This window comes from Dyella thiooxydans (genome assembly GCF_001641285.1).
Classification (GTDB): Bacteria; Pseudomonadota; Gammaproteobacteria; order Xanthomonadales; family Rhodanobacteraceae; genus Dyella_A; species Dyella_A thiooxydans.
This window is the reverse complement of record NZ_CP014841.1, coordinates 3,025,023-3,038,569: the sequence shown is the minus strand read 5'-3', so window position 1 is coordinate 3,038,569 and position 13,547 is coordinate 3,025,023. Positions and strand designations below refer to the sequence as shown.

The following is a 13,547-nucleotide window of genomic DNA, read 5'->3' as shown; positions in this document are numbered from 1 at the left end:
AGGCATCACCGCTGGATGGATTCCCGCTTGACCGGCCGAAGGGCCGGTCAAGCGGGAATGACGGCGGAAAGATCACGAAGGAAAGGTAAGTGAGGTGCAGTGAGTCGAGGAGAAGAGCCCGAAAGCCCGCAGCTCTTCTCTCACTTCTCACTCCTCTTCACTCACTTCTCCCCGTCCCAGTCAGCCGCTACGATCACTCCTCCGTCAGCGACACCCCCCATGCGCCCCCTGATCGACCGCTACATCGACGCCTACAACCGCATCGACGTCGACGCGATGCTGCTCACCCTGCATCCGGCGATCGTGTTCGAGAACCATGCCGGTGGCCAGCGCACGCTGCGCACCGAGGGCCTGCTCGATTTCGACCGCCTCGCCCGCAGCACGCAGCCGCTGTTCAGCGCACGCCGGCAGGTGATCACCGCCTACCGCGAACAGGGCGACACCGCCTGGGCCGAGATCCAGTTCGACGGCATCTTCGCCATCGATCTGCCCAACGGCATCCGCGCCGGCCAGCGCATCGCCATGCCCGGCCGCTCCGAGTACCGCGTGTTCGACGGCCTGCTGGTCTACATCGCCGACCACAGCGCGTAGGCTCTGGCTGCAGGCGGCCATGAGCCGTACAGACGCCGCCGTGTCCAGAGACACCTTTACCCAGGAGGCCAGGGATGTGCCGAGCCGTGCTTTGCCGTTTGCTTGTCGTGGCGATGCTGGTCGCCCCCGCACTCCACGCGTCGCCAACCCGGCGGGCCAAACCGCCAGCCACGAAGGTCTCCTCGCAGGCGGCACTGGATGCGTTCCATCAGGCCAGGCACTGCCTGGAGCTCGGTCTGAATATCGAGTCGTTGTCCAATGTGCGCCAGATCTGCAATCGCGATGGCGTCTCTGATCGCTGCAGCGCCAGCCGGCAGGCATGGCGCGCGCACCGGATCGAGCAATTCCAGCGCGCACAGTCCGGCTGCAGCGCCGACCCCAAGGTACAGGAAGCCGACTTTCGCGCGACGCTCATCGCCGCGGTGGCTACGGGTGATCCAGACGTCGAGGATTGCTACGTCGAAGGGTGGTCCAACGCGACTTCCGCGGACATCCCCATGTACGTGCGAACCTCCGAGCAGCTCATTGCCAAGGGGTTGGCGCGCGGTGACTGGCGGATCGTGGCAGTACTCGCCAACCCGATCGAACCCGAGGGACTGGCGGGAGCCGGCATGGCGATCAATCTGCCGCAATTGGGCTCGTGGATGACGGACTATCGTTTCAACCGCCTGCTCTGGCTTGGCGCGAGGGGCCAGTACGCGGACATGGAGAATTTCGAAGTCGAAGCAGCCGCACGATGGTTGAGGCCAGCGGCGAGGCGAAGAGCCGATGCCTGGGCACAGGCAGAATTTCGCCGCCATTTTTCACATTCGCCCGTGCTCGATCAGGCGCCGCGAGGCTGCCTTCATGTCGAGCCCGCCGACTGATCGTCGGCCGGATCGCCGCACCCGCTTGATCCGCGTCAGCGCGGCCATCCCCCGCCCGTCCTAGCCTCCCGCCATTCCGGACGGAGAAGCGTGATGCGGGTGGACGTGGCGGTGGTGGGGGGCGGGCCGGCGGGCCTGTGCCTGGCCGGGGCGCTGGCCGATGCGGGGCTCGAGGTGGTCGTGCTGGAGCGGCAACCGCTGCTGGCGCTGGCCGACCCGGCCGACGACGGCCGCGAGATCGCGCTGACGAAAGCCTCGCGCGAACGACTGGAACGGCTCGGCGTGTGGTCGCGGATCGACCCGGCGTATATCCATCCGCTGCGTTCGGCACGGGTGATGGACGGCCGCGGCGCCCGCCCGGTGGAGATCGCCGCACCGGGCCACGGCGTGCTCGGCCACCTGGTCAGCAACGCGCAGATCCGCCGCGCCGCGTTCGAAGCGGCGGACAGCCGCCCCTCCGTGCAGGTGGTCAACCACGCCGACGTGCAGGACATCGCCATCGAAGGCAGCGGCGTGCGCCTGAACTGTGCCGGCGACTTGTCCGTGCTGGCGCGGCTGGCGGTGGCGGCGGACAGCCGCTTCTCGGCCATGCGCCGGCTGCTCGGCATCGGGGCGCGCATGCGCGACTTCGGCCGCAGCATGCTGGTGTGCCGCATGGCGCACGAGCAGCCGCACCGGCAGGAAGCCTGGGAATGGTTCGGCTACGGCCAGACACTGGCCCTGCTGCCGCTATGGGAGGGGCAGTCCTCGGTGGTGCTGACCTTGCCGCACCACCTGGCCCAGGCGATGCAGGATCTCCCGCCCGAGGATTTCGCCCGCGCCATGCAGGAACGCTTCGACCATCGCCTCGGCACCATGCGCCTGCTCGGCGAACGCCACGTGTACCCGCTGGTGGGCACCTACGCACGACGCTTCGTGGCGCCGCGCTGCGCGCTGGTCGGCGACGCCGCCGTCGGCATGCACCCGGTCACCGCCCACGGCTTCAACTTCGGCCTGCAGAGTGCCGAGACGCTGGCCACGCATCTGCGTGGCGCGCTGCAGAGCGGTCGCGACATCGGCAGCCCGCACGTGCTGGCGGCCTACGAGCAGACCCACCGCCGCGCCACCGCGCCGCTGTACCTCGCCACCGGGCTGATCGCGTCGCTGTACACCGACGATCGGCCACCCGCGCGCCTGCTGCGCGGCGCCCTGCTCGGCGTCGCCGGCCGCATGCCGCTGTTCCGCCGGCTGGTGGCCGCCCATCTCACGCGGCCCGCCGGGCTCGTTTGAGCGAGTGCCGGGAGCGGCTCAAGGAACCCCAGCGGCATCATCGGGCTCGCCGCTGCTTGCGGAGAGCGACCGCAGCGTCGCCGAAATACCGCGAAGGCATGCGCCACGTAGACTTTCGAGTGGTGGCGGAGCTGGTTGCGACAGCGCCTGCCGCAGCCCTTCAACGTAACGCCGCACCCCGCCGGGAACTTCGCTGTCCTTGTCAAAAACGCAGGTCTGCGGGGGGCTGCTTGCCCACCAGTGCTGCTGCAGCCAGGGCAGCACAGCATATGGCCGGATCAGCAGCGCCTTGGCAAAAGCGTCCTCCAGGTCCTCGGCGGCACCGGCATCAGCCCCGGGTATCAGCGCCTCTCCTGCCCTCAGCCAGCGACCGTCGCCGCGGCCAATGCCTCGAAGCAGCTGCCGAACCCTTGCCGGGTGGCTCCAGATATCTTTCACTGCGGCTTCGGCGCCCTGACCCCGCACCTGTGCGACCACCAGGTCCGCCGGGTGGGTGGTTCTTGCCAGGCTCGCGGACATCGCCAGCACAGCCAGCAAAACGGCGATCAAACGCTTCATGCGTGAGAGCTCCATAGGCGAATGACAGCGTACATCGCCCCCTGAACCTTTGTCCGAGGGGGCGGCAAGCGAGCCTGTCCCCGCGGTAAACTGCCGGTTTTGCCCGGCGAAGCATGGCGCAAGCAACCCTCCGCCCGACGGTCCGCGGACCCACCTTCATTCGTCTGCTGGCGCGCCTGGCAGAGCTGGATGTGGCTGCGCCCGGATCGTCGTTGCCCGGGCAGCTGGGGCAGTGGCTGGACTGGAAACACGCGCTGTCGCTCGCTGCGGCGCTGGACAGTCGCCCGGCCGCATCGGAGGACCCGGTCACGGTGCCGGATGATCTGCCCGCCGAGTGCGCGCGGGCGCGAGAGACCCTGCTTGCCGCGCTCAGGCACGATCCCTTGCTCGCTTCGGACACGCCGCCCGCGGACGAGCCCGATTTCGCGCCGTATCGCCAGCTCTACCTCGCCCGCCAGCGCGCCGCGCAGGCGACCGTCGGCCGCTTGCGCGGCCGGCTGCGCGACGCACTCATGGCGGCCTCGCCCGAACAGGCCCGGCTCGCCGAAGTCGACGCGGTGATGGAGGTGGCGCTCACCCCGCACGAACACGGCCTGCTGGCCAAGGTGCCGGCGCTTTTGGAGCGGCGCTTCGAATCCCTGCGGCGCACAGGTCAACCCCACTGGCACGACGCCTTCCGCCGCGAGATGCAAAGCGTGCTGCTGGCCGAGCTGGATCTCCGCTTTCAACCGGTCGACGCGCTGCTCGCCGCGCTGTGCACCACCCAAGAGTCCGCATGATCAAGAATCTTCTCCTCGCTTCCGTGTTCGCGCTGGGCCTCGCCGCCATCGGCTGGATCGTCGTCGGCTACGTCGGCAGCAATCCGCTCGGCATGGCGGTCGCGCTGCTGATCGGCGCCTGCTATCTCGCCGGTGCGGTCGAGCTGTTCCGCTATCGCCAGGCCACCGTCACGCTGCGGGCGGCGGTCGGCGAACTGGCCGAGCCGCCGGCTGATCTGGGCAGCTGGCTGCAGCGCCTGCATCCCGGCCTGCGTCACGCGGTGCGTCTGCGCGTGGAAGGCGAGCGCGCCGCGCTGCCGGCGCCGGCGATGACGCCCTACCTGGTCGGCCTGCTGGTGCTGCTCGGCATGCTCGGCACCCTGCTCGGGATGATGGCCACGCTGCGCGGCACCGGCATGGCGCTGGAGAGCGCCACCGATCTCGCGGCGATCCGCGGCTCGCTGGCCGCACCGGTGAATGGCCTGGGTTTCGCCTTCGGCACCTCCATCGCCGGCGTCGCCAGTTCGGCGATGCTCGGCCTGCTCTCCGCGCTGGTCCGTCGCGAGCGGCTGCAGGCCGTGCAGGGGCTGGACGCGCGCATCGCCACCACCCTGCGCATCCACTCGCAGGCGCACCGTCGCGAAGAAAGCTTCCGCCTGCTGCAGCAGCAGGCCGCGGCGATGCCGGCGCTGGTCGATCGCCTGCAGGCGATGGCCGCCGCGCTGGAACAGCACAGCGCCGCCGCCCACGAGCGCCTGCACGCCGAGCAGCAGGCCTTCCACCGCCACACCGAAGCGGCCTACATGCGTCTGGCGCAGTCGGTCGAGCAGTCGCTGAAGGACAGCGCCGCCGACAGCGCACGCACCGCCAGCGACGTGCTGCAGCCGGTGGTGGAATCCACCCTGGCCAGCCTCGCCCGCGAGTCGGCGGCGATCCAGGCCAGCGTCAGCGCCGCCGTGCAGCGCCAGCTCGACGGCGTCGCCGCCGGCTTCGACGACACCGCGCGCACCGTCACCGGCATCTGGAACGAGGCGCTCGCCCAGCATCGCCAGACCAACGAAGCGCACGCGCAGGCGCTGGGCGATGCACTCACCCGCTTCGCCGACACCTTCGAGCAACGCTCGTCCGCCTTGCTGGACGGCGTGGCCAGCCGCCTCGACGCCAGTGCCGAGCGCGCCGCCGAGGCGTGGCACACCGCGCTGGCGAAACAGGACGCCACCCACGCCGAACTCGCCGATCGCAACCAGCAGGCTCTCGCCGCCGCCGGCGACGCCTTCGCATCGCACGCCAGCACGCTGGTGCAGTCGGTAAACCGCTCGCATGCCGATCTGCAGTCGGCACTGGCCGCGCGCGATGAGGAACGCCTCGCCGCCTGGGCGCAGAAGCTCGACGCCATCAGTACCGAACTCGGCGCGCAGTGGACCGCCGCCGGCGATGCCACCGCCCACCGCCAGCAGGCGATCTGCGACACGCTGGAAGCCACCGCCGCCAACATCGCCGAACAGACCCAGGCCCACGCCAGCCAGACCCTCGCCGAGATCGGCCGACTGGTCGAAGCGGCCTCCGAGGCACCGCGCGTGGCCGCCGAAGTGGTCGGCGAGCTGCGCCAGAAGCTGTCCGACTCGATGGTGCGCGACACCGCCATGCTGGAGGAACGCAGCCGCCTGCTGGCCACGCTGGAAACCCTGCTCGACGCGGTGAACCACGCCTCCACCGAGCAGCGCAGCGCGGTCGACGCGCTGGTCAGCACCTCCGCCGAACTGCTCGACCGCGTCGGCAGCCGCTTCGCCGCGCAGATCGAAAGCGAAACCGGCAAGCTCGATACCGCCGCCGCCCAGCTCACCGCCAGCGCCGCCGAAGTGGCCGGCCTGGGCGAAGCTTTCGGTGCCGGCGTGGCGCAGTTCGCGCAGACCAACGACGCACTGATGGAACGCCTGCAGCAGATCGCCGGCGCGCTCGACGCCTCGCTCGCACGCAGCGACGAGCAGCTCGCCTACTACGTGGCGCAGGCCAAGGAAGTGGTCGAGCTCAGCGTACTCTCGCAGCAGCAGATCCTCGCCGACATGCAGCAACTCGCCGGCCGCCGCGCCCCGGGCAAGGCGGCCAAGGCATGAACCCGAAGCCCCGTAGGAGCGCACCCTGTGCGCGACCACCATGCGTCCAGTCGCGCACAGGGTGCGCTCCTACTAGAAGCTGGCCCGTGGCCTCGACCGGCATGAACCATCCGCTCATCGCTTGCCCCACCCCATGATCGACGAAGTCGAACTCGACGCCGAATCCACCGCCCCCATCTGGGCCTTCGGCGACCTGATGTCGGTGCTGCTCGGCGCCTTCGTGCTGATCCTGGTCGGCGTCATCGGCGTGCAGCTGCAGCTCTCGCACAAGCTGGAAGTGGCCGAGCAGCAGCGCCAGGCCGAACTGCAACGCCGCACCACGCTGGAGAAAGCGCTCGCCACGCCGCTGGCGCAGGGTCGCGTCACCCTGGTCAACGGCCGCATCGGCATTCGTGGCAACCTGCTGTTCGCGCTCAACTCCGACCAGCTGCAGCCGGAAGGCCGGCAACTGATCCAGAGCCTGGCCGCGCCACTGGCGCAGTACCTGCAATCGCGCGACGAGCTGCTGATGGTCAGCGGCTTCACCGACGACCAGCCGGTGCACGGTGACAACCGCAAGTTCACCGACAACTGGGAACTGTCCGCCCAGCGCGCACTCACCGTCACCCGCGCGCTGATCGCCGCCGGCGTGCCCGCCAATGCGGTGTTCGCCGCCGCCTTCGGCGCGCAGCAGCCGGTCAGCGCCAACAACGACGAGGCCGGCCGCGCGAAGAACCGCCGCGTGGAGATCGCGCCGATCCCGCGCTCCTCGGCCGGCAACACCGCCACGAAAGACGTTGCCCCCGGTCATGCGCCCTGACGACACCGCCACGGCCATCCGCGCGCAGCTGATCGCCGCGCTGGAACAACGTGCCGCGGCCGTCGACGGCGAAGCGCGCCGCGTGCTCGACGCGCGACTGGCCGAACTGCGCGCGCTTCACGCCGATGCAATGGACAATGCGAGCGACGCTGCGCCGGAACGCCGCCAACCCGGCCCCCTGCGCGAACTGGTCGACCAGCTCGCCCGCGAAGCGCCAGCCGACCGCGCCAGTTATCCCGAACTCCCCGCCCTCACCGACTTCCGCCAGCGCTGGTCCACCCTGCGCGCCGACAGCCAGCTCCAGCACTCCGTCGCGCACATCCCCACCGACGCCGGCCCACTCAACTCCACCGCCCTCGCCAGCCGCGCCATCGCCCTGATGCGCGAACTGTCCCCCGGCTACCTGCGCGCGTTCCTCGCCTACGTGGATGACCTCGCGTGGCTGGAGCAGGTCGGGAGCGCAAGCCCCGCGACCGGTTCCACCTCCGCCCGGAAGCGCACGCCTCGCAAGCCGCTCCAGTAAGCCCGTATCGAGGCGCAGGAAAAGGCCGCGCCGGATCCGTTGGAGCGACGACCGCGTACCCTCGTTCCGCGCGCCACCCGCGTTTCTGACTATCATCGCCGACATCCATCAAGGGTCGGCGAATCGCCGATCGTCGTCGGGGGACGTCATGGAACTGTTGCTGTTGTGGCGCTGGAGCACGCTGGTCCAGGCCACGTCCGACCTGATCATCGCGGTGTTCTTCGTCTCGCTGGCGCTGTCGCTGCGCCGGCGTGAGCTGGGGCCGTGGCTGGGGGCCTGGTTGTTCAACCTGTCCGCACTGCTGGTCACCATCGCGTACTGGCTGGCGCAGCCGGTCTCCTCGCGCACGGTGGCGGTGTTCGCGGGCTTCGGCTACGTGTTCGGCAAGACCATGTTCGTGGCGCTGATGGTGATCGGCGCGGATCGTTTCCGCGGGCGGCCGTATGCGGATTCGGGCTTTGCGAAGGTAGCGGTCGTTGTCGCGCTGTTCGCCGCGGTGACGGCGTGGGCCGTCCACTCCACCGACCAGCTCGGCGTCATCCAGGAAACCGTGATCGCGCTGGCCTTCGGCGGCGGCGCCCTGCGGTTGCTGCGCAGCGCCGGCTTCGGCTGGGTGGCCGTCGGCTTCAGCCTGCGCGCCATGCTCTCGGTCGCGGCGGTCGCCTGCTACGGCATCCAGTGGGTCTCCGGCGCACCGCAGCCCGGCACCATCCTCGCCTACTTCGTGGCCTCGCATTCCTCGTTCGATACCGGCGCCGAATGGGTGATCGCGCTGGGCTGCCTGCTGGCCACCTACCGGCTGATCCAGCGCGAGCTGAGCGAGTCGAACACCGAACTGCGCACCGCCCGCGACCAGATGCAGCAACTGTTGCATCGCGACCAGCTCACCGGCGTGTTCAATCGTCGCGCGCTGCCGATCATGCTCGCCGAGGCGCGGAAGGTTGGCGCCACCGTGCTGTTCTTCGACCTGGACCATTTCAAGCGGATCAATGACGAGCTTGGTCACTCGTCCGGCGACGCGAGCCTCGCCCGTTTCGCCAGGGCGCTGCAGGCATCGTTCCGCACCGACGACCAGGTCATCCGCTACGCCGGCGACGAGTTCGTGGTGGTGGCGCAGGACATGGACCCGACCGCCATCGCCACGCGGGTGCAGTCGGTGCGCGAGCAGCTGCAGCATGCCGATGCGCTGACGCCCGCGATCAGCTTCTCCGCCGGCGTCGCCGTGCTGCCGCCGCAGGGCAATCCGGACGCCGTGCTGCGTGAGGCCGACCAGGCGATGTACGACGCCAAGGCACGCCGGCAGCCGGTGGATGCCTGACCCGCGCTGTGCGGTCCGGCCCCGGGGGCTAGACTGCCTGCAATGCCAAGCGAAGGAGCACAGCCATGAACGAGCGTGACCCGAGCGAGCGGGCCAGGGCGATGCGCGTCGGCCTCGGCCTGACCTTTGGTTCCGGGATCGGCGTGGCACTGGGTGCGGGGCTGGGTGCCGCTTTCGGGCATGTCGCACTGGGCGTCGCGCTGGGTGTGGCCCTGGGTTCGGCGCTGGGGCTGATCTTCGCCGCGATGTCGTCGGCCTCCCGCGACAAGCCGTCCGACAACTGACGGCGCGCTGGCGATAGACATGCCATCAGCGCAGGCGGCGCGTCGGGATGCGAGTGTGCTCAGGGCACTCGTTGAAAGTCGTGCCTGATCGCTGGCTTTCCCCCATGAGCATCCATCCGTGACCGAAGATCTCCCCCTCTCCCTTGGCTTCATCGGCCTGGGGGCCATGGGCGAACCCATGGCCCGCCACCTGCTGGATTGTTTCGGCCAGCTCACCGTGTGGAACCGTTCGCCGGCGCGCTGCGCGCCACTGGCCGAGGCCGGCGCGCGGGTCGCCGGTTCCGCAGCGGAGCTGTTCGCGGCGACCCGGGTGGTGTTCCTGATGCTGGCCGACGGAGCCGCCATGGACGCGGTGCTGGAGCGCGGCACGGAGCGATTCGCGGTGCACGTCGCCGGGCGCACCGTCGTCAACACGGCCACCGTATCGCCGCATTATTCGAAGGCGCTGGAGGCGGACATCCGCGCGGCCGGCGGCGCGTACGTCGAGGCGCCAGTGTCGGGCTCGCGCAAACCGGCGGAGCAGGGTCAGCTGGTGGCGATGCTGGCGGGCGAGCCGTCCGCGGTCGCCGCGGTGGAGCCGCTGCTCGCGGCGACGTGCCGGGCCACCGTGCCCTGCGGCGCGGTGCCCCGCGCACTGACCATGAAGTTCGCCGTCAACATCTTCCTGATCGCCTCCATCACTGGGCTGGCGGAGGCGGCGCACTTCGCCCAGGCCGAGGGGCTGGACCTCAAGGCCTGGGCCGGCATCGTCAACGCCAGCCAGATGGCCAGCGACATCTCCCGGGTGAAGGTGGACAAGCTGCTGGCCGACAACCTCGACGCGCAGGCGGCCATCACCAACGTGCTGGAAACCATCCGCCTGATCGCGGAAACGGCGCAGGCCGACGATATCTCCGCGCCGCTGATGGAGGCCAGCCTCGCGCTGTACCGTCGCGCCGAGGCGCTGGGGCTGGGCGGATCGGACATGATCGCGGTGGTGCAGGCGTTTTCGGGCGCCTGAGGGACCAGCTGGAAGACAACAACCGAAGATCGATCGAACGATGCCCGGTACCGATCAGGCTTGGGTCCGATTCCTCTTTTTGGGCTGCTGCTTCCTTGGTCGAAAAGTGCGCTCTGCTCCCTGCTTCGGTTGTTGAACTACAATCGCCGAGGCCAGCGACGGCGCGCACGAGCGGACACTGAAAAGCGCATCGCTTCGAGCAATTTGGCGTTTCTTTGATGCTCCAAATGGACTGGGGACTACACATGACAAAGGATGCGAGCCGTCGCAGTACCGAAGAAATCTTCGCGGCGCCGGTGCCAAACTTGGTCGCTATGACGGCCGCCATCAACCAGAGTCTGGCGACGAGTGGATTGAATGCTTACTCGGTACGCAACACTGGGATAATCGCGAAGAAAAAGCGCAGCATCCTTTACAAGAACGGCCACACTTTGCCAGCTTCTGCGGAGCGCTTGCTTGCCGAAGCGCAGAGTAACGTGCAGCACTCGCGCAAGCTTGGGCGAAACCTACAGCGAGCCAATCCGAACGCGACGAGACCAGCGGGAACCGATGCGCATCACATCGTGGCTCGGGAGGCGGCAGCGGCCCATCCATCGCGGGTGCTGATCTTCGCTGTCGGGATTGGCATCAACGATGCCGACAACGGCGTGGTCCTACCACGCGGGAAAAATGCCCGCATACCTGGCCTTAGCGGAGCCGCCCCCCATCAGCACGTCCACACCGCGACATATCACGCTAACGTCGTGGCTGAACTCTACAGCGCGGATGATGTTGGTGATGCCGGTGAAATCCGCGGCATTCTCCGCTCCATCGGCGGCCGCCTGGTGCGCGGTCAATTCGCTTTCTGAAGGACACCTCATGCAACTCTGGCGATGGAACGGCGCAAACGACAGCTTCACCACCTTGGTGCCGGTGAATGATGCGGATTTGCTCAGTGGCGTGTTCACCGCCGACGGAACGTCCAAGACCTGGGGTGCCCGACCGAGAGTCAAGCCCGCCGTGGAGAAGGACCCGAAGAAGCAGCTGCCGCTGGGCGACCTCAGCTTCATCATGGGCGCCAGCGTCGTGTTGAACGACAAGGCTTACGCAGCCTTGGGCGACCTGCTGCGACCGTTCGGCGAATTTCTCGAACTGGACCTGGTGGATGCCGCCGGGCTGGCTGGCGGCGACCAGCGCCTGCACTTCTACAACGTCACCCGCATGATTACCTGCATCGACGTGACGCGATCGGAGATGGATGGCAAGAAGGTGATCAAGCCGGCATTCCTCCCGGATGCGGTGCCGGATGAAGCCACGATCTTCAAGGACCCGCTGCGCAAAAAGGCCGATATCTACCTCAACGGCGCGGCGCGTGACGCGCTGGTGCAACGGATGGAGAAGGCGGGGCTGCGCGGGTCAACGCTGCGGCAGATCGGCTGAAGGCAGTGCTGATGGCCGAGGCAGGTAGGGCAGGTGAGCCTGACCCCATTCGCTCCAGCGGCCCGAAAGTAAACTCTTAGCCCTGATTCACTTCCAGACACAGGAGTCGGAGGAGCGCCTGTGAGTATCGCTGATCGGCTGACCGAAGCCTTCCCCGAAGCGGACGTTTCGGCGATGGATGATGCTTTCATACGAGCCAAACTGAACATCATGGAGCTGCCCGCGCCGGTGGACCTGCTGCGCGTCGTTCCGCTCTACATGCTCTGGTGTGTCAGACATCCCGATGACCCTGCGCTGGTCTCCGACTTCACGCTCCGCGCTCTGGCCGAGTACGGTCGATGCCAGCAGCCGGGCCTGGAGCATCTGAACTTCCGCTACCGCTGCTCCCAACGACAGATCGACGCCGTATCGGCATTCCTGGCGTGGGCAGCGGAAGCGCTGCCGTTCCGCGATGACGTGCAACTTGAGCGGGCACGCAGGAGATGGACAACTAGCAGCTGACTGGTCCGAAGCACTTGTTTCGTCCCGAAAGCACACTCGGCCCCCTGCTTTCCCCGCCTCCCTAATAGGCCAACTGTCACTTCCCGTGCCGTTGGGGGTGCTGGCTATATTTCACGTCGCCTGGCCGCCGCCCTTCCCGCGCCGCGGTGTTCCGGCCTGGTGCCGCAGTGCCATTCGAAGCCAGCAGTTAGCTGCCAGGTCCCGGCCCCGTGAGAGCCAACCCGTGAACGAGCCTCGTGAAAAGGAATGAAACGAATGCGCACGCCCCGATGGTTACTCCCCTTGTTCGCCGGCCTGCTGACGGTCTCCACCGCGCACGCCGGCCGCGCGTCCGATGCGGCGTTGAACGCGCTGGTCGAGGGCGCCAAGGCTTCGCACAGCGACACGATGCTGGTGCTGCGCGACGGCAAGGTGCTCGCTTCCTACAACAGGCCCGGTGAGACGCCGCACGCGATCGAGATGATGTCGGCGACCAAGTCGCTGGTGGGCCTCGCTGTCGGGCGGCTGGTCACCGAAGGCAAGATCAAGTCGATCGACGAGCCGGTCAGCGATTTCTATCCGGAGTGGAAGCAGGGCCAGAAGGCCAAAATCACGGTGCGGATGCTGCTCGACCACACCTCCGGCCTGCAGAACGTGCCCAACACCACCGTGGAGATCTATCCCGCGCCGGATGGCATCAAGCTCGCGCTGGCGGCGGAGCTGAGCAGCCCGCCCGGCACCCGCTTCAGCTACAACAACAAGGCGATGAACCTGCTCGCCGGTGTCATCGAGCAGGCGTCCGGCATGCGCATGGATCACTACATCGAGCGCACGATCCTGCAGCCGATGGGCATCCCGGGGCCGGCCTGGAACACGGACGGCGGCTTCGACCATGCCGGACACCCCTATGCGATGGCCGGCTGGAAGGCCACCGCCGCCGACGCGGCGAAGATCGGCGAGCTGGTGCTGGCCGACGGCCGCTGGCACGGCAAGCAGCTGATCGACCCGGCGTACATCCGCGCGATGGTGGGCCAGAGCCAGCCCTTCACGCCCAGCTACGGTCTGCTCTGGTGGCGCCGCGGCGCCGACCGCAAGATGGGTGTCAGTGCCAAGGCGATCGACGCGATGGAGCAGCAGGGCATCGATCGGGTCGGCCTGGAACAACTGCGCCCGCTGGTGCCGCGCACCTTCGCCCAGCCGAGCGAACTGCGGCCGGCGCTCACGCAGGCGCTGGGTGCGGAGCTGCCCACCCTGGCCAAGGACATCAAGGCGCACGGCTGCGGCATGGACGACCTCATCGAGGATCGCTCCGGCCCGATCGTGGCCTACGAGGCCAACGGCTATCTCGGCCAGTACATCGTGGTGGTACCCCAGGCACACCTGGTCGCCGTGCGCCAGATCGAGGCTGACCCCAGCTACGACGGCAAAGGCCCCTGGCCCTATGGCTACGACGACTTCACCGCCCGCGTGATCGCCCTGGCCCGCACCTACACCAGCGACCTGGCGGTGCCATCGCCTTGATGGCGTGCAGGACGGCGTGCTGCGCGCACTGCGGCTTACTGCGTGGG

General features: G+C 68.4%; 15 protein-coding genes. 14 read left to right on the top strand and 1 reads right to left on the bottom strand.

All coding sequences use genetic code 11. The features are described from left to right. The first annotated feature begins 219 nt into the window (after window positions 1-219). From ATSB10_RS13785 to ubiM, 3 genes are all read left to right on the top strand, one after another. The gene (locus tag ATSB10_RS13785; RefSeq protein WP_063673342.1) at window positions 220-591 is read left to right on the top strand and encodes a nuclear transport factor 2 family protein; all 372 of its coding nucleotides are present in this window, start codon (window positions 220-222) and stop codon (window positions 589-591) included. 86 nt (window positions 592-677) lie between these two features. Further along, a complete protein-coding gene (locus ATSB10_RS13780; RefSeq protein ID WP_157469257.1) occupies window positions 678-1,457 on the top strand; it encodes a hypothetical protein in 780 nt (259 codons plus the stop codon). A gap of 93 nt (window positions 1,458-1,550) precedes the next feature. Continuing rightward, window positions 1,551-2,726 carry a 5-demethoxyubiquinol-8 5-hydroxylase UbiM gene (ubiM, locus tag ATSB10_RS13775; protein WP_063673340.1) on the top strand — a complete coding sequence of 392 codons (1,176 nt, stop codon included), beginning with the start codon at window positions 1,551-1,553 and terminating at the stop codon, window positions 2,724-2,726. An 18-nt stretch (window positions 2,727-2,744) separates the two neighbouring features. Here the strand turns inward: ubiM and ATSB10_RS13770 are convergent, their stop codons facing one another. Beyond that, window positions 2,745-3,284 carry a hypothetical protein gene (locus tag ATSB10_RS13770; protein ID WP_063673339.1) on the bottom strand — a complete coding sequence of 180 codons (540 nt, stop codon included), beginning with the start codon at window positions 3,282-3,284 and terminating at the stop codon, window positions 2,745-2,747. A 113-nt stretch (window positions 3,285-3,397) separates the two neighbouring features. Here ATSB10_RS13770 and ATSB10_RS13765 point away from each other — a divergent pair, with 113 nt between their 5' ends. From ATSB10_RS13765 to ATSB10_RS13715, 11 genes are all read left to right on the top strand, one after another. Then, window positions 3,398-4,063, top strand: coding sequence for a DUF3348 domain-containing protein (locus tag ATSB10_RS13765; RefSeq protein ID WP_063673338.1), 666 nt, complete (start codon window positions 3,398-3,400; stop codon window positions 4,061-4,063). Then, the gene (locus ATSB10_RS13760) at window positions 4,060-6,156 is read left to right on the top strand and encodes a DUF802 domain-containing protein (protein WP_063673337.1); all 2,097 of its coding nucleotides are present in this window, start codon (window positions 4,060-4,062) and stop codon (window positions 6,154-6,156) included. Before ATSB10_RS13765 ends, ATSB10_RS13760 begins: the two co-directional genes overlap by 4 nt. A gap of 133 nt (window positions 6,157-6,289) precedes the next feature. Continuing rightward, the gene (locus tag ATSB10_RS13755) at window positions 6,290-6,955 is read left to right on the top strand and encodes an OmpA family protein (RefSeq protein WP_063673336.1); all 666 of its coding nucleotides are present in this window, start codon (window positions 6,290-6,292) and stop codon (window positions 6,953-6,955) included. Continuing rightward, window positions 6,945-7,478 carry a DUF2894 domain-containing protein gene (locus ATSB10_RS13750; protein WP_063673335.1) on the top strand — a complete coding sequence of 178 codons (534 nt, stop codon included), beginning with the start codon at window positions 6,945-6,947 and terminating at the stop codon, window positions 7,476-7,478. Before ATSB10_RS13755 ends, ATSB10_RS13750 begins: the two co-directional genes overlap by 11 nt. A 148-nt stretch (window positions 7,479-7,626) precedes the next feature. Next, window positions 7,627-8,796, top strand: coding sequence for a GGDEF domain-containing protein (locus ATSB10_RS13745; RefSeq protein WP_063673334.1), 1,170 nt, complete (start codon window positions 7,627-7,629; stop codon window positions 8,794-8,796). Window positions 8,797-8,861: 65 nt separating this feature from the next. Continuing rightward, a complete protein-coding gene (locus tag ATSB10_RS13740; RefSeq protein WP_063673333.1) occupies window positions 8,862-9,080 on the top strand; it encodes a hypothetical protein in 219 nt (72 codons plus the stop codon). 118 nt (window positions 9,081-9,198) lie between these two features. Further along, complete coding sequence (locus tag ATSB10_RS13735) at window positions 9,199-10,080, top strand: NAD(P)-dependent oxidoreductase (protein WP_205631057.1); 882 nt, start codon at window positions 9,199-9,201, stop codon at window positions 10,078-10,080. Between the two features lie 245 nt (window positions 10,081-10,325). After that, window positions 10,326-10,928: an AHH domain-containing protein gene (locus ATSB10_RS19040; RefSeq protein ID WP_169816721.1), complete on the top strand. Its 603-nt coding sequence runs from the start codon at window positions 10,326-10,328 to the stop codon at window positions 10,926-10,928. Further along, window positions 10,858-11,499, top strand: a complete 642-nt coding sequence (locus tag ATSB10_RS13725; RefSeq protein ID WP_236886426.1) for a hypothetical protein — start codon at window positions 10,858-10,860, stop codon at window positions 11,497-11,499. Before ATSB10_RS19040 ends, ATSB10_RS13725 begins: the two co-directional genes overlap by 71 nt. A gap of 120 nt (window positions 11,500-11,619) precedes the next feature. Then, window positions 11,620-12,000, top strand: coding sequence for a hypothetical protein (locus ATSB10_RS13720; RefSeq protein WP_063673330.1), 381 nt, complete (start codon window positions 11,620-11,622; stop codon window positions 11,998-12,000). A gap of 255 nt (window positions 12,001-12,255) precedes the next feature. Continuing rightward, on the top strand, window positions 12,256-13,500 hold the full coding sequence (locus ATSB10_RS13715) for a serine hydrolase domain-containing protein (RefSeq protein ID WP_063673329.1): 1,245 nt from the start codon (window positions 12,256-12,258) through the stop codon (window positions 13,498-13,500). Window positions 13,501-13,547 lie beyond the last annotated feature (47 nt).